The 23,145-nt window shown below is 46.2% G+C and carries 20 protein-coding genes; 6 read left to right on the forward strand and 14 right to left on the reverse strand.

What is annotated here, in order from left to right:
- Positions 1-21 precede the first annotated feature (21 nt).
- Positions 22-2,163: a S46 family peptidase gene (locus NQ546_RS03125; protein WP_004291891.1), complete on the forward strand. Its 2,142-nt coding sequence runs from the start codon at positions 22-24 to the stop codon at positions 2,161-2,163.
- Between the two features lie 5 nt (positions 2,164-2,168).
- On the opposite strand, the gene ahpF is transcribed toward NQ546_RS03125, so the two are convergent.
- The 3 genes from ahpF to NQ546_RS03140 all read right to left on the reverse strand — a co-directional run bounded on the left by ahpF (position 2,169) and on the right by NQ546_RS03140 (position 5,452).
- The gene (gene ahpF, locus NQ546_RS03130) at positions 2,169-3,728 is read right to left on the reverse strand and encodes an alkyl hydroperoxide reductase subunit F (protein WP_004291892.1); all 1,560 of its coding nucleotides are present in this window, start codon (positions 3,726-3,728) and stop codon (positions 2,169-2,171) included.
- Between the two features lie 117 nt (positions 3,729-3,845).
- Positions 3,846-4,412, reverse strand: a complete 567-nt coding sequence (gene ahpC, locus NQ546_RS03135; RefSeq protein ID WP_004291893.1) for an alkyl hydroperoxide reductase subunit C — start codon at positions 4,410-4,412, stop codon at positions 3,846-3,848.
- A gap of 113 nt (positions 4,413-4,525) precedes the next feature.
- A complete protein-coding gene (locus NQ546_RS03140) occupies positions 4,526-5,452 on the reverse strand; it encodes a hydrogen peroxide-inducible genes activator (protein ID WP_004291894.1) in 927 nt (308 codons plus the stop codon).
- Positions 5,453-5,593: 141 nt separating this feature from the next.
- Between NQ546_RS03140 and NQ546_RS03145 the strand changes: the two genes are divergently transcribed.
- On the forward strand, positions 5,594-6,085 hold the full coding sequence (locus tag NQ546_RS03145) for a Dps family protein (RefSeq protein ID WP_004291895.1): 492 nt from the start codon (positions 5,594-5,596) through the stop codon (positions 6,083-6,085).
- 607 nt (positions 6,086-6,692) lie between these two features.
- On the forward strand, positions 6,693-7,856 hold the full coding sequence (locus NQ546_RS03150; protein ID WP_004291896.1) for a DUF4136 domain-containing protein: 1,164 nt from the start codon (positions 6,693-6,695) through the stop codon (positions 7,854-7,856).
- 112 nt (positions 7,857-7,968) lie between these two features.
- Here the strand turns inward: NQ546_RS03150 and NQ546_RS03155 are convergent, their stop codons facing one another.
- The 4 genes from NQ546_RS03155 to NQ546_RS03170 all read right to left on the reverse strand — a co-directional run bounded on the left by NQ546_RS03155 (position 7,969) and on the right by NQ546_RS03170 (position 12,730).
- Positions 7,969-9,903, reverse strand: coding sequence for a DEAD/DEAH box helicase (locus NQ546_RS03155; protein WP_004291897.1), 1,935 nt, complete (start codon positions 9,901-9,903; stop codon positions 7,969-7,971).
- A gap of 116 nt (positions 9,904-10,019) precedes the next feature.
- A complete protein-coding gene (locus NQ546_RS03160) occupies positions 10,020-11,081 on the reverse strand; it encodes a tyrosine-protein phosphatase (protein WP_017140996.1) in 1,062 nt (353 codons plus the stop codon).
- 132 nt (positions 11,082-11,213) lie between these two features.
- Positions 11,214-12,137 carry a carbohydrate kinase family protein gene (locus NQ546_RS03165; protein WP_004291899.1) on the reverse strand — a complete coding sequence of 308 codons (924 nt, stop codon included), beginning with the start codon at positions 12,135-12,137 and terminating at the stop codon, positions 11,214-11,216.
- Entirely contained in the window at positions 12,125-12,730 is a 606-nt protein-coding gene (locus NQ546_RS03170) for an SIS domain-containing protein (RefSeq protein WP_004291900.1), read from the reverse strand. The genes NQ546_RS03165 and NQ546_RS03170 overlap by 13 nt, the downstream gene beginning before the upstream one ends.
- 112 nt (positions 12,731-12,842) lie before the next feature.
- Here NQ546_RS03170 and NQ546_RS03175 point away from each other — a divergent pair, with 112 nt between their 5' ends.
- Positions 12,843-14,090, forward strand: a complete 1,248-nt coding sequence (locus NQ546_RS03175; protein WP_004291901.1) for a M16 family metallopeptidase — start codon at positions 12,843-12,845, stop codon at positions 14,088-14,090.
- A gap of 124 nt (positions 14,091-14,214) precedes the next feature.
- Here NQ546_RS03175 and NQ546_RS03180 read toward each other — a convergent pair whose 3' ends face one another.
- The 7 genes from NQ546_RS03180 to dapB all read right to left on the reverse strand — a co-directional run bounded on the left by NQ546_RS03180 (position 14,215) and on the right by dapB (position 20,964).
- Complete coding sequence (locus NQ546_RS03180; protein ID WP_039953469.1) at positions 14,215-14,811, reverse strand: epoxyqueuosine reductase QueH; 597 nt, start codon at positions 14,809-14,811, stop codon at positions 14,215-14,217.
- A gap of 91 nt (positions 14,812-14,902) precedes the next feature.
- Positions 14,903-16,075, reverse strand: a complete 1,173-nt coding sequence (gene uxuA / locus NQ546_RS03185; protein ID WP_004291903.1) for a mannonate dehydratase — start codon at positions 16,073-16,075, stop codon at positions 14,903-14,905.
- 42 nt (positions 16,076-16,117) lie between these two features.
- Positions 16,118-16,927 carry an SDR family oxidoreductase gene (locus NQ546_RS03190; protein ID WP_004291904.1) on the reverse strand — a complete coding sequence of 270 codons (810 nt, stop codon included), beginning with the start codon at positions 16,925-16,927 and terminating at the stop codon, positions 16,118-16,120.
- A gap of 114 nt (positions 16,928-17,041) precedes the next feature.
- Positions 17,042-17,686, reverse strand: a complete 645-nt coding sequence (locus tag NQ546_RS03195; RefSeq protein WP_004291905.1) for a WbqC family protein — start codon at positions 17,684-17,686, stop codon at positions 17,042-17,044.
- A gap of 50 nt (positions 17,687-17,736) precedes the next feature.
- Positions 17,737-18,675 (reverse strand): signal peptidase I, encoded by a 939-nt coding sequence (lepB, locus tag NQ546_RS03200; protein ID WP_004291906.1) that lies wholly within the window; start codon positions 18,673-18,675, stop codon positions 17,737-17,739.
- A gap of 33 nt (positions 18,676-18,708) precedes the next feature.
- Positions 18,709-20,193, reverse strand: coding sequence for a S26 family signal peptidase (locus NQ546_RS03205; protein WP_004291907.1), 1,485 nt, complete (start codon positions 20,191-20,193; stop codon positions 18,709-18,711).
- Between the two features lie 6 nt (positions 20,194-20,199).
- Positions 20,200-20,964, reverse strand: coding sequence for a 4-hydroxy-tetrahydrodipicolinate reductase (gene dapB, locus NQ546_RS03210; RefSeq protein ID WP_004291908.1), 765 nt, complete (start codon positions 20,962-20,964; stop codon positions 20,200-20,202).
- A gap of 96 nt (positions 20,965-21,060) precedes the next feature.
- Here dapB and NQ546_RS03215 point away from each other — a divergent pair, with 96 nt between their 5' ends.
- Positions 21,061-22,332 carry a DUF2851 family protein gene (locus NQ546_RS03215; RefSeq protein ID WP_004291909.1) on the forward strand — a complete coding sequence of 424 codons (1,272 nt, stop codon included), beginning with the start codon at positions 21,061-21,063 and terminating at the stop codon, positions 22,330-22,332.
- A gap of 143 nt (positions 22,333-22,475) precedes the next feature.
- On the forward strand, positions 22,476-22,985 hold the full coding sequence (locus NQ546_RS03220) for a hypothetical protein (RefSeq protein WP_004291910.1): 510 nt from the start codon (positions 22,476-22,478) through the stop codon (positions 22,983-22,985).
- The last annotated feature ends 160 nt before the right edge of the window (positions 22,986-23,145 follow it).

Consider the following 23,145-nt stretch of genomic DNA (forward strand, 5'->3'; position numbering starts at 1 on the left):
AGATACATAGAGCGAAATGATATGAAATTTAGGTTCGTAATTATAGCCGTTTGTTGCTTCTTCACTTTAGCGGTGCGGGCGGATGAGGGCATGTGGATGCTGGGCAATCTGGATAAACAGACACGCCGTACCATGAAAGAGCTTGGCCTGCAGATGCCGGCAGATAAACTGTACAGTTCCAGACGCCCTTCATTGAAGGATGCCGTAGTCAGCTTCGGTGGCTTTTGTTCGGGGGTGGTTGTGTCGGAAGACGGATTGGTATTTACGAATCATCATTGCGGTTTCAGTTGTGTACAGCAACATTCTTCTGTGGAACACGACTATCTGAAAGACGGTTTTGTGGCGCATAGCCGCAGCGAGGAGTTGCCGAATCCGGAGCTTTACGTCCGTTTCCTGTTGCGGACGGAGGATGTTACAAAACGGGTGCTCGGCGCGGTGAAACCGGGGATGGCCGAAGCGGAACGCTCCGCTACGATCGACTCGGTGATGTTTGCCGTTAGTGAAGAAGTGGCTCATAAAGATTCGACTTTGGTAGGAATTGTAGATGCCTATTATGGCGGCAATGAGTTTTGGCTGTCCGTCTATCGCGATTATAACGATGTCCGGCTGGTGTTTGCGCCGCCCTCTTCGGTTGGAAAGTTTGGTTGGGATACGGATAATTGGGTGTGGCCGCGCCATACGGGCGATTTCTGCGTATTTCGTATCTATGCCGATAGGAACAACCGCCCGGCGGATTATTCGCCGGAAAACGTCCCTTATCATCCCGAATATGTGGCTCCGGTTTCGCTTGACGGATATAAAGAAGGTTCTTTCTGCATGACATTGGGGTATCCGGGCAGAACGGAACGCTATCTCTCTTCGTTTGGCATCGAAGAGATGATGAATAACGACAACCAGGCGCAAATAGATGTCCGGGGTATTAAGCAGGCTATCTGGAAGCGTGAAATGGACAGGCGGGACAGTATCCGCATAAAGTATGCCTCCAAATATGATGAAAGCTCCAATTACTGGAAAAACAGTATCGGAGTGAACAGGGCCATCCGGAAGTCGCATATTCTGGAGAAGAAGCGTGCGATGGAGCAGGAACTTCGCCGTTGGATACAACAGACGCCCGGAGAACGTGAGACGTTATTGCAGCTGTTTCCTGATTTGGAACTGGATTATAAAAATGTGCGTGAAGCCAATCATGCATTGGCCTATTTTGCCGAAGCATTTCTGAATGGGCCGGAGTTGGTGCAATTGGCTTTGTCCATTTTGAATTTCGATTTTGAGGGGGAACAGAAGGCTGTTGTGGCTAATCTGAAAGCGATTGTAGAGAAATACGCCAATTTGGATCTGGAGATTGACAAGGAGGTCTTTACAGCTATGCTGAAGGAGTATCGTTCCAAAGTGGATTCTACCTATCTACCGGAATTTTATGGTACGATTGCCACCCGGTATGGCGGCAATGACAAGGCTTATGTGGACAGCCTGTATGCAAGTTCGGAATTGACTACTCCACGCGGTTTGAAACGCTTTTTGGAGCAGGATACTACGTATCACATCTATGATGATCCTGCCATAAACCTGGGGATTGATCTGATTGGCAAGATGTTTGAAATCAATATGCAGACGAGGGAGCCTGCCATGAATATTGCCCGTAATGAGCGTTTGTTGAATGGTGCCGTACGCAGGATGTATTCGTCCCGTAATTTCTATCCCGACGCAAATTCTACCATGCGTTTGAGTTTTGGTACGGTATGCGGATATACTCCGTTTGACGGTGCTGAATACGATTATCATACAACGACTAAAGGCATCCTCGAAAAGGTGAAAGCCCACGCAGGTGATGTGGATTTTGAGGTGCAGCCGGAGATTCTTTCTTTGTTCTCCAATCGTGACTTTGGCAGGTATGCCGATGAAAAGGGGGAAATGAACGTTTGCTTTATCTCTAATAATGACATAACGGGCGGCAATTCGGGAAGCGCCATGTTTAATGCAAAAGGAGAACTTCTCGGATTGGCTTTTGACGGCAATTGGGAAGCGATGGGCAGTGACATCCTCTATGAACCGAAGATGCAGCGTTGCATCGGGGTGGATGTACGCTACATCTTGTTCATGATAGAAAGATATGGCAAGGCCGGAAACCTGATACGGGAACTGAAGATAGCTTCCGGCAGATAAACGGGTTATATTATTCCCCTGATACGGTCGTCAAAAGCGGACAACGCTGCCTTGGCGCCTTCTCCCATAGCTATGACAATCTGCTTGTAGGGCACGTTGGATACGTCTCCTGCCGCATATACTCCCGGAATCGTGGTACGGCAGAATGTGTCCGTCTTGATTTCACCGGACGTCGTTGTTTCCAGTACATCGCGGAAAAGCGCACTGTTGGCTGCCAGGCCTATTTGTACGAAGATGCCGTCCAATGGATAGTCACGCTCTTCATTGGTAATACGGTTCTTGATGCGGATACCGGTTACTTTTTCGCCGTTGCCTTCCACCCGGATGGTTTGTGAAGAGGTGAATATCTCCACGTTGGGAAGGCTTTGGGCTTTCTCCTGCAGGATACGGTCGGCTTTCAGTGTGTCGGCAAACTCAAAGACGGTTACTTCCTTGCAGATGCCTGCCAGATCAATGGCGGCTTCTATGCCGGAGTTCCCGCCGCCGATGACAGCCACATGCTTGCCTTGATAGAAAGGACCGTCGCAATGCGGGCAAAAGGCTACGCCGCGTCCGATATATTCGGTCTCTCCCTCTACATTCAGTTTGCGCCAGCTTGCACCTGTGGCAATGATTACGGCAGGAGCCGTAAACGTTTCTCCACCACCGGAAAAGACCTTTTTCTCTTTGCCTTGGAGCTCCGCTTTCTCTATTCTCCGGTTTTCAAAGACTTCAACGGGGTAATGTCCTATATGGTTCTTGAGTGCGTCGGCAAGTTGCGAGCCGGTTGTTTGAGGTATGGAAATCAGGTTTTCGATGCCTACGGTTTCTTTTACCTGTCCGCCTATTCTTTCGGCGATAATAGCGACGCGCAACCCTTTGCGGGCAGAATAAATGGCTGCTGAAGTTCCGGCAGGTCCTCCACCGAGGACAAGCAGATCGAATTTCCTTGGGACAGGCGCTGCATCTTCTTGTGGCAGGCTTCCGAAAGTGTCTTCCAACTTTTGAAGAAGTTCTCCTAAAGAGCCGCGTCCCACATGGAACTGCTTTCCATTGGCATAAACGGACGGTACGGCTTGTATTTTCAGTGCATCTGCTTCTTCCTGAAAGAGAGCCCCGTCTATCATCTCATGGGTGATGTGGGGATTCAGCAGCGCCATGATATTCAATGCTTGCACTATGTCAGGACAATTGGTGCAGGTCAGTGACACATAGGTTTGCAGGCGGATTGTTCCTTTCAGTGCTCTGATGCGGCGGCCGATACTTTCATCCGGCAGGTTTTTCCCCTTTCCATCGGCATTTAGTACAGCGAGAAGCAGGGAGCTGAATTCGTGTCCACCCGGGATTGCGCGAAATTTTATTCCGGTTTCCTGCTCCTCTTTCAGGAGGGTGAACTCCGGTCCGGACGTCTCGGTTTCGGTTAGCCGGCAGGAGAGTTTGTCGGAACAACTCGTTATTTCATTTAGAAAATCAATCAGCTCGCGAGCCTGTTCATGCTTCGGATTACAAGTGATGTGGAAAGTATAGCGGGCTTCCAATGGTTGGAATATGCTCCGCACTTGGTCTAATATATTTGTTTCTAACATGATGATGCGGGTCTTTAATGTTGAGGTATAAAAAGAGACTATCTCCTTTCTTTTGCTCTTGCAAGGAAGAGATAGGGATAGTCTCTACATAGTAACATTTACCGTATGGGGGTACGGCTAAATCTTACCGACTAGGTCGATACTCGGCTTCAAAGTGGCAGCACCCTTTTTCCATTTGGCGGGGCAAACCTCACCGTCATGGGTGGCTACGAATTGTGCAGCTTCTACCTTGCGGAGTAGTTCGTCTGCATTACGTCCGATGCTGTTGTCTTGTATTTCGGCAAGTTTGATTTTGCCTTCGGGGTTTACGAGGAATGTACCGCGGTAGGCCATGCCTTCTTCCTCAATCATTACACCAAATGAACGGCTCAATGCGCCTGTGGGGTCTGCCAACATCGGATATTTAATCTTGCGGATGCTTTCGGAAGCATCATGCCATGCCTTGTGTACGAAGTGGGAGTCTGTGCTTACGGAGTAAACCTCTACACCCATTGCCTGAAATTGGTCGTATTTTTCTGCAACATCAACCAATTCGGTAGGACATACAAACGTAAAGTCTGCCGGATAGAAGAAGAAAATAGCCCATTTGCCTTTTACGTCTTCGTTGGTTACTGTCTTGAAACTTCCGTTTTGGAAAGCCTGAACTTTGAATTCAGGGAGTTGAGAGTTGATAATCGGTTCCATAATTATACTTTTTAAAAGATTTGTTTTTTGTTTTACCGATGCAAAAATATAGCAATTTTTCCCGGTAGAACAAAAAAAACGATTGAAAAGTTTTATGGGCCGATAGACAGAATCTATACAAGAGCCTGGGTTGCTTTCAGGGAAAGCATTTCCTTAGGCACTGCGGCCGTAATTTCTTCGGTGATTGTTTTCAGGAGTGTATTACGGATAAAGCTCCGGTTGGTCAGCAGGATGATTTGTCGGGTAGGACAGGGAATGGCAAAGGGACGCACCAGTTCTTTCTGCCTATCATCCAGTTGCAACGTTGCCAACTCTGGAATGAAAGTGATTCCTTTACCGCCCTCCACCATGCGCATAAAGGTTTCCATGCTGCCCAAATGATAGGCCAACTGGCTGGCACGAGCTGCCTTTAGCTGGCAGAAGCGTTCCAACTGGTCGCGGAAACAATGGCCTTCATCCAGCATCCAAAGCTGTTCTCCTGTCAAATCGGCTGTGCGTATGATTTCATTGGCAAACAGCCTGTTTTCTCTTGCGATATATGTGTAGAACTGTTCATAGAATAAAGGTATCTGCCGGAACTCTTCCATACCTGCCAGGCTGGCTACGATTCCGGCGTCTATCTCTTCCGTTTGCAGGGCTTTTTTGATGTCATTTGTCTTCATTTCGACCACCCTGATATCGAGCTGGGGATATTTCTTCATTAATTGAGGAAAGAAACGGGGCAATAGGTAAGGGGCTATCGTGGGAAGGATGCCCAGCTTGAATACTCCGCAAAGGGAATGTTTTTCTTCTTCTATAATGTTTTTTATACGGTTTGCCTGAACTAACACATTTTGAGCTTGTTCTATGATGTGGATACCGATAGGAGTAGGGCATACGGGCTGTTGGCTGCGGTCGAAAATCTTGGTGTCCAGCTCTTCTTCCAATTTCTGAATCATGGCACTCAGGGTGGGTTGCGTGACATGGCAATATTCGGCGGCTTTGGCGAAATGGCGGAACTGATTGACGGCAAGTATGTATTCCAGTTGTTGCAGAGTCATAGTAAACAGGGTTTTTGAATGTTATATATAGAATCGTTCTATGCAAAGATAGAAATTATCTGTTTGACAAGCATTTATTTACCGGTTATCTTTGCAACAGAAACAAAGAAAAATAGTACAAACTTTTAAAATAGAAAGATTATGAAGACTTTAGATTATTTGCATTTGAATGAGAACAAAGTAAACAGCGTAGTATCTGCCTTGCACCAATTGTTGGCAGACTTCCAAGTACACTATACCAATCTCCGCGGCTTCCACTGGGATATCAAAGGATATGGATTCTTCGTTTTGCATAGCAAATTCGAAGATATGTACAACGATGCTGCGGAGAAAGTGGATGAAATCGCAGAACGTATCCTGATGTTAGGCGGTTCGCCCGAAAATAAATTCAGCAGCTACCTCAAGGTTGCGAAAGTGAAAGAAATCTCCGGTATCACTTGCGGGGGCGAGGCTGTTGACCATATCCTCGAAACCTACAGTTACCTCATCGGTGAGGAAAGAAAGGTGATTGAGCTGGCTAATGAAGCCGGTGATGATGCAACCGCCGATTTGATGACCGGCTATCTGAAAGAACAGGAAAAAATGGTGTGGATGCTCGTGGCTTTCAGCACTAGGAGTTGTGAGAAGAAGTAAAAGACACTCATAGCTATGGCAGAAAGGTTTGTCGGGAGATCATGTTATCGTCTGACAGTCCGGTAAAACAATTAGGGTGATAAAATGGAGTTTTCTCCACTTTATCACCCTAATTGTTTGTAAGTATTCAGCCCTCTTTTCGATTTGCAAAAATGAAAAGAGGAATAGCAATGAATCTGTCATAGAGATACTCCAAGCGATCCCTTAGGCTATAAGAAGGTACTCGCTAAATCTCCGATAAAAAAACTTTCAGCAGATAGCTCTTGCAAGTGAAACTTGTTTTTATAACTTTGCAATGATTTCAGACGCTTAATGAGTTAAGGTCTTGAAAGGTGTTTTTATTAGTAAAGAAAGAGCGTTAAGGATATTATCTTGTATTGAAACCTGAACAATTTCACTCATCGAAGATAGTAGACAAAAATGCTCATGTCAGAGTTATATAATTACCTCATTTTATGAGGTGATTTATATATCGTTTGGCGTGGGTTATTGTTTATTATTCGATGAAGGCAGTTCAGGGCCCCAATACAGTAATATTCAATAGTTCCCACGCTACTTGTTTATAATCGCATCAGTAGGGGACGGGGTGCATTAACAATTTAATAGTATGAAAAAGCAGGTGTTGTTAATGATTGTGATGCTTATGTCCTTGAATGTGGGGGCACAGGAAATGGAGGACTTTGAAAGAAGTTATGGCTATATGGTCACTAATGTTGTGAATGGGGAGAAAGAAAGGTGTTGGTATACTACAAAAGTAGAACCTTACTCTCAGATTGATTTGGCAGGGATTAGCGTCGGAACATTGGTAGTTCCTTCAGATACGGTTAATAATCTATATTACGTCGGGGGTAATAAAAAACATGTGGCAATAGGTGATTTTATCAAACTTGAAAAGGGAAGATACCTAACGGAGTTAGAAACAATGGATTTAGGAAAATATGGAAGCATTTCCACATTAGAGTGGCCTCTTTCTTTTCACAATAATACACAGATTTATTCGGATCCTGATGTTTCGTTATATGATTATTCCACTTTTGATTTTGAATTTACAGAGAATAATGTGATTCAGCAGAAAGAGATTTCGGGAATTATAGAAAAGGAACTGAATAAGAAAAATCTAAAGCGGGATAGAGAAACCCCCGATATCCTTATTTATATTAATTATTATTCGGATAAACGAGAAAACTATACTCCACCCACGCAAGAGATTGTAACTCGTTATAAGTATGGTTATGAAATAGGTTCCGGATGGGGAACTCGTCAATATGTAGAATCACAAACAAAAAGTGGCTATACTCAAGCCCAGTATTTATTGAAGTTTACCATAACAATGCTTGACGCGGATAAGGTGAGGAACGGTAGTAAAGTTACTCCTATTATCTGGAATGCTGACTTTGAAGCTTCCGGCTTGTCATCTGTACCGGCACTTAAGCCATTTTGTGATGATGCAGTTAATTTTATGTTTTGCCAATTTCCAATTGTCCATTATACTGGTGATAAGCTTATATTTAAGAAAACATATTTATGCCCGATAGGTCTTCTTTTTGAGAAGAAGAAAACTAAGAGGATTTATCATGTTCTGAAAGACTCACCTGCAGAAAAGGTTGGAATAGGGATAGGAGATGAGTTTGTAAAGTATGTGGGAGATATAGTTTGGAATAGCGATACTGGTAATACCACTTTTGATATGCTAATAAAACGTAAGAACGGAAAAAAAGAAATTATTCATTTTGAAGAGATCAAGTCTTATGAAGTTGTAGATTCTCAATAAAGTACCAAGAAGAAGTAAAAGTTGTGTTAAAAATGGCACTCTCCATTCAATTTACACAATTGAATGGAGAGTACCACAAAAATGGGATAGGCAAATTGTCGTGTCCCTTTATTTATTTCTTTTTAGGTGTCCGTCTTGCCCAGCCTTCTTCGCTGAAGTCGGGTTCTGAATCCTTAAACTCGTTGTTCCCCTGGAAGAATTGTTTCCAGTCGTCTTTTTTACCACGTGCTTTGGTGTAACCGCGCTCTTCACGACTGGGCTTGCTCTTTTTCTTGTCGGTGGCAGGGTATTCGGATTTATTGTTACGCTTGCCGGTGGATTCGCTGCGGCGATCGTCCTTGTTACTGCGCTTTTTGCCGTCAAATTCCTTTTTGCCATAGCTGCCGCCTTCACTTCTGCGTTTTCCTTTGGGCGTATCTTTTCCTTCTTCTCCTGCGATTTCTACGGAGACCTTACGGCCATTCCAATTGGCGCGGTTCAGGGCTTTTACGACGTTACCGACTTCCTTTTCCTCCACTTCAAAGAAAGAGAATTTCTGCATTAGGTCGATGCGTCCTAACTCAATGCGTCCGCGGGTATTGCTGTTCAGGAGGCTGATCAACTCATTGGGGAAGAAATTGTCCATTTTACCGAGATTGATGAACAGACGCTTGAAGCCCGGAGCTGCCTGACGGGTGCTTCCACCCCGTTCACTGCCTTTGGTGTTGCGTTCGCTGCCGGTAGCTATCTCTATTTCTTCACGATTGCGGTAGTAATCCAAGAATCGATTGAATTCATGGGAAACCATACGTTTAATCAGATCCTCTTTGCTCAACCAGTCCAGTTTACGGTAAATGTCAGGCATGAAGTCACAGATTTCATCTTCATTTACTTTTACTTTCTCAAGCTCGTCAATTACTTTCAGCAGCTGTTTCTCACAAATTTGCTTCCCGGTGGGCATTTCTCCCTGAATGAATTTCTTGCCGATAATACGTTCAATTTCACGCATTTTTCCTTTTTCTCTCAGGTTGATGATGGCAATGGATGTACCTGTTTTTCCGGCACGTCCCGTACGTCCGCTGCGATGGGTATAGCTTTCCGTATCATCGGGCAAACCATAGTTGATGACATGGGTGAGGTCGTCGACGTCCAGTCCACGTGCGGCAACGTCAGTGGCTACCAGTAGTTGCAAGTTGCGGATACGGAATTTCTGCATGACGGTGTCGCGTTGCGCCTGGCTCAGTTCGCCATGCAAAGAGTCGGCATTATATCCTTCCTGCATCAACTTGTCGGCAATTTCCTGTGTTTCCTTGCGGGTGCGGCAGAAAATGATGCCGTATATCTGCGGATAATAGTCAACAATGCGTTTCAGGGCAGCGTATTTGTCTTTGGCATGAACGGTGAAAACCACATGCTTCACGTTGCTTGTGCTTTCATTCTTACGCCCGATAGTGATTTCCTTTGCGTTGTGCAGGTATTTTTTGGAGATGCGCGCTATTTCGGGGCTCATGGTAGCGGAGAACAAAAGCGTGTTACGTTCTTGAGGAACGTCTGCAAGAATAGCGTTGATGCTGTCCGTAAATCCCATGTTCAGCATTTCATCCGCCTCGTCCATCACTACATTCTGGATGGTGGAGAGGGAAACGGTTTTGCGCTCCATGAGGTCGAGTAGGCGTCCTGGAGTGGCCACTATGATATGCACACCGCGTTTCAGGGCACGTATTTGGCTTTCAATGGACGAACCGCCATATACGGGCAATACCCGCAGGCCGTCAATGTATTTGGAATAGTCATTCAAGTCACCTGCAATCTGCAAGCAGAGTTCGCGGGTAGGACAAAGAATAAGTGATTGGGGAATTCTGTTGTTAACGTTAATTTGCTGTATAAGCGGCAGACCAAACGCTGCGGTCTTTCCTGTTCCTGTTTGTGCCAGTGCTACTACATCATTATTTTCTCCCAAAAGGTAAGGGATTACTTCTTCTTGTACCGGCATGGGACACGCATATCCCATTTCTTCAATGGCGCGGCGTATCTCCGGCGACACACCGAGCTCTTCAAATGTCTTCATTAAATCTTTGTATATCTTTATATTTCGGCCGCAAAGATAAGAGTTTTTTGGTGATTAGTGATTAGAAATTAGTGATTTGTTGACGTTTACATGTTATATTTCTGATAAATAACTTATTAATCACTGAGCAAGATACTCCGCAACCTTTTTATTTCGTCTTTGTTCAGCCCGATACCTTTCTGCAAATAAGAGTCAATGTCGCCGTATCTGCGTTCCGCTTCCTCTTTGGCGGCGTTTAGGAAATCCTCGCGTGCCGAGAATAGGGTGGTAATAGCTTCTTGTGAACGGGCAGGCAACTGATAGGCGTCTTTAGAGGCGCTTGGGATGTTGAAGTAATCATTGCTCAGCCGGTAATCTTCCATGATTATGTCTTCATTTATGCCCAATGCGGCGAGCACCAAAGCAGAAACGATGCCTGTACGCCCTTTGCCGGAAGAGCAGTGGATCACTACCGGATAGCTGTTCTTATCCAACAGAATATCGAAGATCTGCCGGTATTCCGTTGTATATTTGTCTATTAAATCGCGGTTCATCTGCTCTACCATGCGATAGACGGTATCACTTTTTATTTTTTCTTCCCGTATGCCTTTCAGTATATTTTCCATATCTCCGGTGGCAAGGGGAATATGTACAACGTTGAATTCTTTTTGCAGCGGAGATTGCCTGCCTGTCTCCGAAGAAGCCCGCAGGTCGATGAGTGTCTTGATGCCGAGGTTTCTAAGTTCCCTGCGTGAGTAACATTCAAGGCTGTCTATTTCCGCCGAGCGGTAAATCATTCCCCAACGTACCTGTTTTTTAGTAGAGTAAGAGGGGTAGCCGCCCAAATCGCGGAAGTTTTGTATGCCGGGGATATTGACATTGCGCGTAGCGATTTTCACGCGATATTTGTCTCCGAATAGCAGGGTGTAATAATAACGCTTGGCGGGATCGTTTGTGATGATAGTCATTTTCAGATCCGAGATATCGGCCATAGCAACGGGAACATCCTCCGGAATGGCATCAGGATCGGTTGAAGCATATACTTTTACGTTTCCCTTGATGAGGGGAGCCATTTCCCATTTGACGATACAGTTCCCTACGTTGTTTTCTTCGCATACAACAGATATGTGTGGAGCTGTGCCGCTACAGGAAGGAAATAGCACTACCAAAGCAAGCAGGTTCAACAGATTCTTATACATCATGGTTCGTAAACTCTCTAAATGTCGTTTACAGCAAATATATAGTTTTTCGTTTCAGATTATGCAGCAGATATGAAGGTTTTATAATTTTTAAATGATAATTTATTTTTAGGTGCGGATTGGAGAGGCGCATTAATACCTGTATCTCTCTGCAAACTCATTTGATACCGAATTGCTGTAACTTTTGCAGACCTCTGCGGCAAATTCCATGCCGTAGCGTATAATCTCGTCCCACTTGGCTTCACTGATTCCATTCAGGTCGTCATAACGAATGTCATGTTTCAGTAAACCGTAGATAATGCCTGCATTGAAGTTATCACCGGCTCCAATGGTGCTGACTGCCTCTAACGGCGGTATGTCATATTCTTTGGAGACGGAACCTGTGCGGAGTGTAATCTTTTCCGCCCCTGCCGTACACAAGAAGTTAGGACAATAGAATTTTATCTTATCCCTGTATATTTTATCTGCGTCACGCAGGTTATACATGTGGAAGAAGTCTTCCTGCGAGCCGCGTACGATATCGGCATATTCCAGGTTCTCAATGATGGTTGGCGCCAGTTTTATGGCTTCTTCCTTGTGGGAAGAACGGAAATTGGGGTCGTAATAGATGATGGCTTTCTTTTCACGCGCCCGGTCAAGTAGTTCCAGCACTTTCTCGCGCAACACCGGATTTAATGCATAATAAGAACCGATGACGACTATGTCGTCTTCTTTCAGTTCGGGATAGATAATATCCAAGCGTTGTTTGGGGTAGTCTTTGTAGAATATATATTCGGCATCGCTGTTATCATTCAGGAAAGCGAGTGATACAGGAGATTTCCCGTCGGGAAACACGTTGACGTGTTCTGTCGAAATATGGTTGTCACGCATGAACCGTAGGATGGTGTCGCCTACATGGTCGTTGCCTGTTTCACTGATGAAACAGACAGGAACGCCTGTACGGCTTAATGAGACGATTCCGTTGAATACAGAACCGCCCGGTACAGCGGCAGAAGGCTGTTCATTACGAAAGATGATATCCAATATCGTCTCTCCAATACCGATTACTTTACGCATAATGATCTTGATTTTTCTCCCAGATAGCCGCCATGATGACGTTTGGAGTAGTCTTCAATCGTGAACCCGGTTCTCTGCATGGTCTGTACAACCAGAATATCACCGATTACGGTCATGACCGTTGTGGAGGTGGTGGGCGTCATGCCTAATATGCAGACCTCTTTGGGACTTCCTGTGCTGAGGCATACATCGGATTCCTGTGCCAGCGGACTGTCCGGATTGCCTGTGATGACGATGAATTTCAGATTGGGATTCAGGTTGTGTGCTAATTGGGTCAACTCGACAATTTCACGCGTTTTGCCAGAATTGGAAATGAGCAGCAGCAGGTCGTTTTCCTGCAGGATGCCTAAATCCCCATGTTGTGCTTCACTGGGGTGAAGAAATACCGACGGAATCCCCGTTGAGCAAAAAGTGGTAGCAATATTCATAGCTATTTGCCCTGCTTTACCCATACCGGAAGTTACCAGTTTCCCTTTTTTGTGGTGCACCTGTTCTACGATAAGCTCTACCGCTTTTTCGTATGCGTCTGTTACGGGAATATTCAATACGGCTTGCGCCTCTTTCTGCAAAAGCTCTTGAATGGATGCTGTCATTGTCTGATGCGATTAGATTAATATGATTATATGTGCAAATATCCGCAATTTTCCATAAACGGCAATAAGTTTTATTGTATTTTTGTGCCCACAAATCGTTTGGAACGTAAGAATGAAGAATTTAACAGAAGAAATATCTCCTCGCTACCGTCTGCACACATTGTCGAACGGCTTGCGCATCATCCATGAGCCCTCCCTGTCGAAGGTGGCTTATTGTGGTTTTGCAGTAGATGCCGGAACGCGCGATGAACTTGAAAATGAACAGGGTATGGCGCATTTTGTGGAACATCTTATTTTTAAGGGTACCAAGAAACGCAAGGCGTGGCATATTCTGAACCGCATGGAGAATGTAGGTGGCGATTTGAACGCTTACACCAATAAGGAAGAGACGGTGATTTATTCTGCATTCCTTACTGAGCACTTCGGGCGTGCTTTCGAATTGCTGACGGATATTGTATTCCATTCTACTTTTCCGCAGCGGGAGATCGAGAAGGAGACAGAGGTTATTATAGACGAGATACAGTCTTATGAAGACAACCCTTCTGAGCTGATTTTCGATGATTTTGAAGACTTGATCTTTCGGGAGCACCCTTTAGGACGTAATATTCTCGGTAATCCGGAACAATTGAAAAAGTTCCGCAGTGAGGATGCCGCCGCTTTTACTTCCCGTTTTTATCATCCCGGCAATATGGTATTCTTTGTTTTAGGCAACATGGATTTCAGGCAAGTGGTGCGTTGGGCGGAGAAGCTGCTGGCCGGTATCCCGGCTGTGGCTGTCGATAACCGTCGCACGCCGCCGCTTTTGTATGTTCCGAAAACCCAGATTTTGCATAAAGACACCCATCAGGCGCACGTCATGATCGGCAGTCGGGGATACAATGCTTATGAGGACAAACGTACGGCACTCTATCTGTTGAACAACATCCTCGGCGGTCCGGGCATGAACAGCCGGTTGAACGTGGCTTTGCGCGAACGCCGCGGTTTGGTCTATAATGTGGAGTCTAACTTGACTTCTTATACCGATACCGGAACTTTCTGCATTTATTTCGGTTGCGATCCTAAGGATGCTGACCTGTGCACCCGCCTTGTGTATAAAGAACTGAAACGCCTGCGTGATGCAAAAATGACTTCATCTCAGCTTGCCGCGGCCAAAAAACAGCTTATCGGGCAGATAGGTGTGGCTTCGGACAACAACGAGAACAATGCCCTCGGCATGGCGAAGACTTTCCTGCACTACAATAAATATGAAGCGTCCGAGGCTGTATTCCGGCGTATTGAGCAACTTACCCCTGAAATTTTATTGGAAGTGGCAAACGAGATGTTTGCTGAGGACTACCTATCAACGCTTATTTACGATTGACAGCTTTTCCTGCTGCTGGAACTGAGTGCTGGAATAAGGAACATTGTGCCGGTTCTCATTGAGTTTAATTCGTCAGACAGATGTTTCCCTTGCTGCTTGTCTTTGGAAGGTTCCTTTGAATGCCTTATTCAGCCTTATTTTCTTTTTGTTGTTCCAGTCGTTTCATACTGAATTCGCAACCGCAGTATAGCTGGTTATAGAAATCATATTCTTTAAGAAGCTGGTTGCGGCGGTCTTGCAGCCCGCCTTTCCGCCAGTTTTGTTCCCAAAAGATTGTACCGGGATAAAAGGAAGCTGCCCTCCGGCCTGCTTCGTTTATCTGCTCAAGGTTTTTCCAGCGCGAAGACGCAAGGGTGGTGGTAAAGACCTGGAAGTCGTGTTCGGAAGCATAGCGTGCTGTTTCCGTCAGCCGTAAGGTGAAGCATTTCAGGCAGCGGCTGCCTCGTTCCGGTTCGTTTTCCAGTCCCGACATGGCATTTCGCCAATGGTCATAATCATAATCAGCATCGATGAAATCGAGGTTTTGAGACGTTACAAAGCGAATGGCTTCCTGCTTTCTTATTTCATATTCTTCTTGCGGATAGATGTTGGGATTACAGTAAAACACAGTAGGGCGGATGCCGTTTGCCAGCATACATTCGATGATGGCAGAGGAACAGGGAGCGCAGCAGGAATGTAGTAGAACCCTGTTCTCACCGTTGGGAGTTTGAATTTTCAGCATATCGATTGGGGTATTCAAAGAAAGCCACTCGCCTGCAATATGATTGCAATTGAATGGCTTCTTTTCAGTATGTATTTCTAAAGGATCTTTCTTACTCGAACAATGACTTGGCGATTCCCATTTCCAGGCCTCTCAGTTCTGCCAGTCCTCTCAAACGGCCGATGCAGGAGTATCCCGGATTGGTTTTCTTCTTCAAATCATCCACCATCTGATGTCCATGGTCGGGGCGCATCGGAATGGAGACTTTGCGGCGTTGTTGCAATTCGAGGAAGGCTTTCATTACGTGATACATGTCGACGTTGCCTTCCAGGTGGTTGGCTTCGTAGAAGTTGCCTTCCGCATCGCGTTGTGTGCTGCGGAGGTGAACGAAGTTGATACGGTCGCCGAATTGTTCCATCAAGGCGGCGCAGTCGTTTGCGCTGCTTACACCCAGGGAACCGGTGCACAGACACAGGCCGTTGCTCTTGTTGGGAACAGCATTGATCAGAGTCTGGAAGTCGGCTCCACAACTCATGATACGCGGCAGGCCAAGGATTGAGCAAGGAGGATCGTCCGGGTGGATAACCAGCTCTACGCCGGCTTCATCGGCAACAGGACAGATTTCACTGAGGAAATAAATCAGGTTGGAGCGTAGTTTCTCAGGAGTGATGTCCTTGTAGCGGTCAAGCTCTTTTTGGAATTGTTCCAGTGTGAAGCTCTCCTCCGAACCGGGCAGACCGGCAATCATGTTGCGTACGAGTAGTTGTTTGTCATCTTCCGTCATTTGCTCGAAACGCGCTTTGGCTTTCGCCTTTTCTTCGTCGGTGTAATCGGCTTCCGCACCGGGGCGTTTCAGCAGGAAGAGGTCGAAAGCGATGAAAGCTGCACGTTCAAAGCGCAGGGCGCGGCTGCCGTCGGGAAGTTCGTAGGCAAGGTCGGTACGGGTCCAGTCCAATACGGGCATGAAGTTGTACGTAACGATGTTCACGCCGCATTTGCCGAGGTTGCGCAGGCTTTCTTTGTAGTTGTCTATATATCGCTGGAAATCTCCGGTCTGGGTCTTGATATGCTCGTGTACGGGCACGCTTTCTACGACGGACCAACGTAGGCCGACGGCTTCAATCATTTCCTTGCGTTTCATGATTTCCTCCACTGTCCATACTTCACCGTTGGGAATGTGGTGCAGAGCGTTTACGATGCCGGTGGCTCCGGCTTGTTTGATGTCCCACAGGCTGACCGGATCGTTAGGACCGTACCAGCGCCAGGTTTGTTCACAAAGTATCATGGCATTTATTATTTTACGATTTACAATTTATTTTTTTATGGTTTAAATGGAGAATGCATCGAAACCGCCGTCCACTACCGAAAGGGCTCCGGTAACGAAGCTGGAAGCGTCACTGATGAGGTAGTGAATGGTTCCGAACAGTTCTTCCGGCTCGGCAAAGCGTCCGCAGGGAGTATGGGCTATGATGGTTTTGGCGCGGTCTGTATAGGAGCCATCGGGATTAGTCAGCAACGCACGATTCTGGTTGGTCAGCAGGAAACCGGGAACGATAGCGTTTACGCGGAGCTCGGGGCTGAACTTGGTAGCCAGTTCGGTTGCCATATAGCGGGTATAATTGCCGATAGCGGCTTTGGCTGAACCATAACCTACCACGCGTGTCAACGGACGGAGGGCAGACTCGGAACAGAAGTTGACGATAGCACCTTTCTTGTTCTTTGCCATGACATCCACGAAGACCATAGTGGGAAGTACTGTACCGAAAAGGTTCAGGTCTACCACTTTGCGGAATGCCTCTACATCCAAGTCGAGTACAGTCTTGTCCGGAGCAATGGTGGCGCCCGGCATATTGCCACCTGCAGCATTCAGCAACACGTCGATAGTGCCGAAGCGTTCGAGGATAGCTTTCTTATTTTCTTCCAGTACTTCCTTGTTCAGTACGTCGGTTACAAGGAACAGGGCTTCAGACTTCTGGTTGAGTTCGGCTTCCAGTTCTTTACCTATTTCTGCTGCACGATCCAAAACCACAATTTTAGCGCCTTGTTCTGCAAGGTAGTTAGCGATGTTTTTTCCGAGAATGCCGCAACCGCCTGTGATGACGATTACTTTGCCTTTAATGTCAAATAAGTTCTTCATGATTTTTTTATTTAGTGATATGAATATATATTTCTTCGGGTTCGCATTGCAAAAATAGGAATAAATGTCTTCTTTACCTTGCGATATGTCTAAAATTATATAATTTATGCCAAGTTACCGATGTTCCGGCTTATTGCTTTGTTGCAATACCAGCAGGCTTTCCGGTCCCATGTTGAATAATAAGTCGATAATGCTGAGGTTGGGTAGGAAGCCGAGCCTCTCTTGGAAAACCTGGTAGTAAGGTTGCGGAGAGAAATCGGGATCTTCCAGGGAGAAATCTTTCTTGGGATGAATACGCTCCCGAAAATCCGCCTCGCCGGGGGCGAATCCGGTTTTATATTCCGAGGTGCGTTCCATAACAGGCTGTATATCTATCAGGGAACAAACCAAGTGGCAAAGTTCTTCGTTGAAATCGGCTAAAAACTCATATTTCTTTTCATAGAAAGGGCGGAAGTCATCCTTGTAATATTCAAAGAAAGGAGTGTGGTTGTATGCGGACTCAATGGCATTCCAGTGCAAATGCCGCCAGTTGCCATGATCGGAGATGCGGATGTCGCACATCGGACATTTTAAGGAGGCGGGTTTGACTGTCGGAATGGAAAGGGCAAGCTCTCCGTCAGGTGCGGCAATGGTGCAGCGATTGCGGTAGGTTTGTTTGATATAATGGTCGTGCTGTTCGATACATACCCGGTCGTATGCCAATAGTTTGGTGTAATATTCAACCGGGGCCAAGTAAGCAGAAGAAAGATAGACGGTCATTCTAAATTATAAATTATGGGTTATAAAATCATAAACTTGAGGAGACGGCATTATTTGACCTCTTTCCACATCCTGTTCCAGCGGTAGCCGCCGAAAAGCCCTGTCCCTTGCTCCTTGGAAAACCAGATTACGGTTGCTTTTCCAATGACGTGGTCTTTGGGTACAAGGCCGAACAAGCGTGAGTCCGACAGGTTAATGGGGTTGTTGGCTCCCACCCAGTAGTAGTCTTTTGTGAAATAGCAGTGCTGTGCGGGCTTCCCTTCTATGTACAACGTATCGTTTTTGATTTCAGCCCGTTTTTTTTCGTGCAATACCAATGTGTTGCGCAGCAACGTCATGTTCCAGGGATACACGCGTACCGCTTTCCCCTTACCGGGGATGATGAGCGGTTTCAGCACTTCTACGGAGTCTTCCTTGTCGATTGGCTTTATCCAGTTGTTGTTACCTAAAGCCTGTTCTAATAAATAATATTCATACCTGCTGAAACTGCGTACGTTATTCACCGTATCTTGTCCTAACAATGCGTTGGGACGGATGGAAAGAATAGTAAGCAACGAATCCAACTGTTTTTCTTTTTTTTGAGGGTAGGTATAAAGGAACTTTTGGTCGGGGGCATTTTTCTCCGAGGGGATTACGGAGAAAAGGGAATCGACTAACAGCGTGTCTCCCGGTACTCCTAAACAACGGCTGATAAATACTTCCTTCCTGTCGATTGTAGCTTGGAGAAGATTGGCAGGGTTGTTGAATACAAGAATATCTTCCTTGTGTACGGGCCTTTCCGCCCAGCGGTGATATCCCCATAAGCCCATGAAAGGAAGCCGCAACCCATAGCTCCATTTATTTACCAGAATACGCTCGCCGCGGTACAAGGAGTTTTCCATGCCTGAGGAAGGGATGGAATAGGAAGTCGCAACACAACCCCGAAGTAATACTACCGCGAGTATCACTCCTGTCATAGTGGCTGCAATCTTCCGGTTCCTTCTCTGCATAGTGTGTATCGAACATCAATAGCCAACTGCTGCTTAATGTACCCATTTGAATATCCGGTTCCAACGGATTTTTCCGTCAAACCAGCTGCGGTCTTTATCCAGTGATAACCAGACAACGATGGGCTTACCTACTACATGGTCCTCGGGAACGAAGCCCCAATAGCGGGAATCGAGAGAGTTGTGACGGTTGTCACCCATCATCCAGTAGTAGTCCAGATTGAAGGTGTAAGTGTCTGTCTTTTGCCCGTTGATGTAGATGCCGTCCGGTTTTTGTTCCAATGTGTTGCCTTCATAAGCTACGATGCAACGTTCGTAGATAGGTAGGTTGTCTTTGGTCAAAGTAATGGTGGCACCTTTTTCCGGTATCCAGATAGGGCCGTAGTTATCCCGCGTCCATTTGGTGTAGAGGTTTTGCGGGTACATTTGTCCTGAAAGGTCCTCCGGTTCCATGACGATGCGACTGATTAATTTCTTATTGCCGGTAAGCGTATCGTACATTTTCTTGGTGAGGGGCAGATGATAGACAGGAGTCAGCCTGCCTTGGGCATCACGACGGTCCAAACCCATTTGGATAAGTCCCTCCTCATAGTTGAAGTCGTCTGTCATCAGTATCTGGTCGTCATTGCTGATGCCGAGCTCGCGGAACATATTTTCAGGGATGTACGGTCCGGTGGTCTGTACGAAATAGTTGAGTTGCATGTCTTCCGGATTCTCAATGGCTTTCCCGTCGATATAGACTTGTGTGTCTTTGATTTCCAGCGTATCTCCCGGTAGACCGACACAGCGTTTTACATAATTCTCGCGACGGTCCACAGGACGTACCACAATATCGCCATACATTTGCGGGTTGGTACGGATTAGGTTGCGTCCGGCATTGTAGTAGAGGTCATAAACAGTGCGTTGTTGGTCGTGTGTCAGACTGTCCATATTGATTTTATTGGGATATATACGTTGTCCTTCCCTATAAGCCAGACTGTAAAAGTCCTCCTGCTGCCTGTTGAGCGCCACTGTATCCCCTGCAGGGAAGTTGAACACGACAATATCATTCAGTTTCACTTTTCCGAAACCCGGTACGCGTTTGTATTTCCACTGCGGCCATTCAATGTATGATTTAGTGTTGAATACCGGCAAGGTGTGTTGTGCCAACGGCATGGAAAGCGGTGTATTCGGAACACGCGGGCCGTAGCTCATTTTACTGACGTAGAGGAAATCGCCCACCAGCAATGATTTCTCCAGCGAAGACGAAGGTATCTGATAGTTTTGGAATATGTAGATATTCACAAAATAAACGGCTACCAGAGCAAATACAATGGCATCCACCCAACTCATGATGCTGCGTACTGCCGGATTTTTGGAGTTTTTCCAAAAACTCCAGGGTATCTTCTTACTGATATAGATGTCGAATATGAAAGGAACGACAATCAGCCCCAGCCAGCTTCTTACCCAAACAAGGAAAATGAGGTAGAGCAGGGTAATTATACCGAACTTAATCCATTGGGCGCGTGTTGCTTTTCTCATAATGTTTTAGTCTTTTAAAAATGGAAATAAATCGCTCATGCCTAAGAATCCTTGTTTGCCGGCGGTGTACTCTGCGGCCAATACGGCTCCCAAGGCAAACCCGCGGCGGTTTTTGGCGTCGTGGGTGATGGTGATGCTGTCTGCTTCGGAGTCGTAGCGGATGCTGTGGATACCCGGTACTTCTCCTTCGCGGATGGAGCTGACAGGCAGTTCGTTGGTGGCACAGTCGGTAGAACCCGATATTGTTCCGTCCGGTGCTTGCAGCGTACCTTTTACCCAACGCTCTTTTCGGTCGAGGTTGTCCAGAATACCTTCGGCAAGGGTGATGGCAGTGCCGCTTGGAGCGTCCAGCTTATGTATATGGTGCGTTTCGCTCATCGTTACGTCGTAAGCGGGGAAGCGGTTCATAATCTTTGCCAGGTATTTGTTGACGGCGGAGAATATGGCTACTCCCAGACTGAAGTTGGAAGACCAGAATAATGTTTTGCCACCTTCAGTACAGAGCCTCTTGACCTCTTCACCATGTTCTTCCAGCCAGCCTGTACTGCCTGAAACCAATTTCACGCCGGCTTTGAAAGCTTTCATATAATTGTTGTAGGCTACCATTGGGTTCGTAAACTCTATGGCGACGTCGGCGCTTTTGAATGCATCCGATTCAAAATCCTCCTGATTATTAATGTCGATGATGCTGACAATCTCGTGTCCGCGGTTCAAGGCAATCTTCTCAATTTCCTTGCCCATTTTTCCGTAACCGATTAATGCTATTTTCATTGTTTCTTTAGTTTTTATTCAGTTTATCAACCAACTATATGTCGCAAAGGTAATCTTTTTCTTACATTTGCGCACAACATTAACGATAAGTTAACAATGGAACAATTGCTGCATTACGTCTGGAAGCATAAGATATTCCCTCTGATGCCTCTCCGGACGACTTCCGGACAGCCGGTTGAAGTGATAGATCCCGGTTTGCCGAATCCCAATGCAGGCCCCGACTTCTTTAACGCAAAACTGAAAATAGATAATATGCTTTGGGTGGGTAACGTGGAGTTGCATGCACAGGCTTCAGACTGGTTTCGTCATGGACACGACCGGAATACGGCCTATGATAATGTAATCCTGCATGTTGTGGGTGTTTCCGACTGTGAGGTGCATCGTACCAACGGTGATGTAATCGCTCAGTTGCAACTGTGTTGTCCGGAAAGCGTCCGCTGCCGTTATGCCGAATTACGGCAGGCGGAAGCGTATCCTCCTTGTCATTCCATCCTTAGTTCCTTACCGAAGCTGACCGTCCATTCCTGGTTGTCGGCCTTGCAGGTGGAGCGTTTTGAACGAAAGGCTCAGGATATCGCCGTACGTCTGGAACGATGCAATAACCATTGGGAAGACGTGTTCTTTATCACCCTTGCCCGTAATTTCGGTTTCGGACTGAACGGCGACGCTTTTGAAGCATGGGCCGTTCATCTGCCTTTGCGTGCAGTAGATAAGCATCGGGACAGCTTGTTTCAGGTGGAAGCATTCTTTTTTGGACAGGCAGGATTGCTGGAGGAAGATTCCATCCAAGACAGCTACTATCAAAAGCTCCGGAAGGAATTTTATTATTTGCAGCATAAGTTCGACCTTCCTGCGCCTATGGCTGCCGGACAGTGGCGTTTTCTTCGTCTGCGTCCCGATAACTTCCCTCATGTGCGGCTGGCACAGCTTGCCGATCTGTATCATAAGGAGCAGCTACTATTTTCCCGCATTATGGCGGTGGAAACACCGGAAGACGTGAAGCAAATATTGACTGTGCAACTCTCCCCCTATTGGGAAGAGCATTTTTCTTTTGCAAAGACTTCGCCACGCCGGAAAAAGCGTATGGGCGAGAATACCTTGAACTTGCTTCTCATCAATACCGTCATTCCTTTTCTTTATGCTTATGGAATACACAAGGCGGATGAACGACTTTGCGACCGCGCCACATGTTTTCTCGAAGCATTGAAGGCGGAGGACAATCATATCATCCGTATGTGGAGTGGGGCAGGGCTGCCTGTTTCTACGGCGGCGGACTCGCAAGCGTTGCTCCAGCTCCAAAAGGAATATTGTGACCGGAAGGACTGTTTGCGCTGCCGGTTCGGATATGAATATCTGAAAAGAAAATGAACGGGTGAAATTAAAAAAACAGGACATTAGCTGTTAGGTGAAGAAGAATAGAGGCAGCATACTGTAAATTCTCGCTTTTTTTTATTGCAAATTACTGGCTTGTTGTATCTTTGTGGTCTGAATCGAAATAACTCGCATCTATTATGAAGGCAATTCACTTTGTTTTTTGTCTGTGTACGGCTGTCGTGCTCTCCACCTTCAGTAGTCTGGCTGCCGAAGAGGATTTCAAGATATTTCTCCAGAAATTCACATCCAGCGCTTCATTTCAGTATTCACGCATCAAGTTCCCTTTGAAGTCTCCCATTATCTTGCTGAAAGATGACGGAGAGACGGAGCAGACGTTCCCTTTTACCCGCGATAAATGGGCGTTGCTGGATAGTGAGACGTTGCGGGAAGGACGTATTACGGAGGAGGAGGGAGGAACTTACATATCCCGCTTTACGCAGGATGGACCTGCCCATAAAGAGTTCGAGGCCGGATATGATGAGTCGGAGCCTTCTTTGCGTGTCGTTTTCGACTTGATAGGCGGTAAATGGTACGTCACCGATTGCTATAACGATTGGTACAACTCCGATTTGCCAGTGAGCGAGCTGGAAGAAACCGTCCGTACGATGCAGGAAGAAAATAAGGCCTTCGAAGAACTTCATCCTTGATTTAAAATTGCTTTCTTGCAGAATGGTGACCGCTGTTCTGTACTTTGCAGGAAGGGGTTATGACATTTTTTAGACCTCTTCTGTACGATTTATGCCCCTGTTTTTGGTGAAAGAGGGCTTCCTTTGTACAATGCAAAAGATATAGATAACCTTAAAGAAA

The organism is Bacteroides eggerthii (genome assembly GCF_025146565.1).
GTDB lineage: Bacteria > Bacteroidota > Bacteroidia > Bacteroidales > Bacteroidaceae > Bacteroides > Bacteroides eggerthii.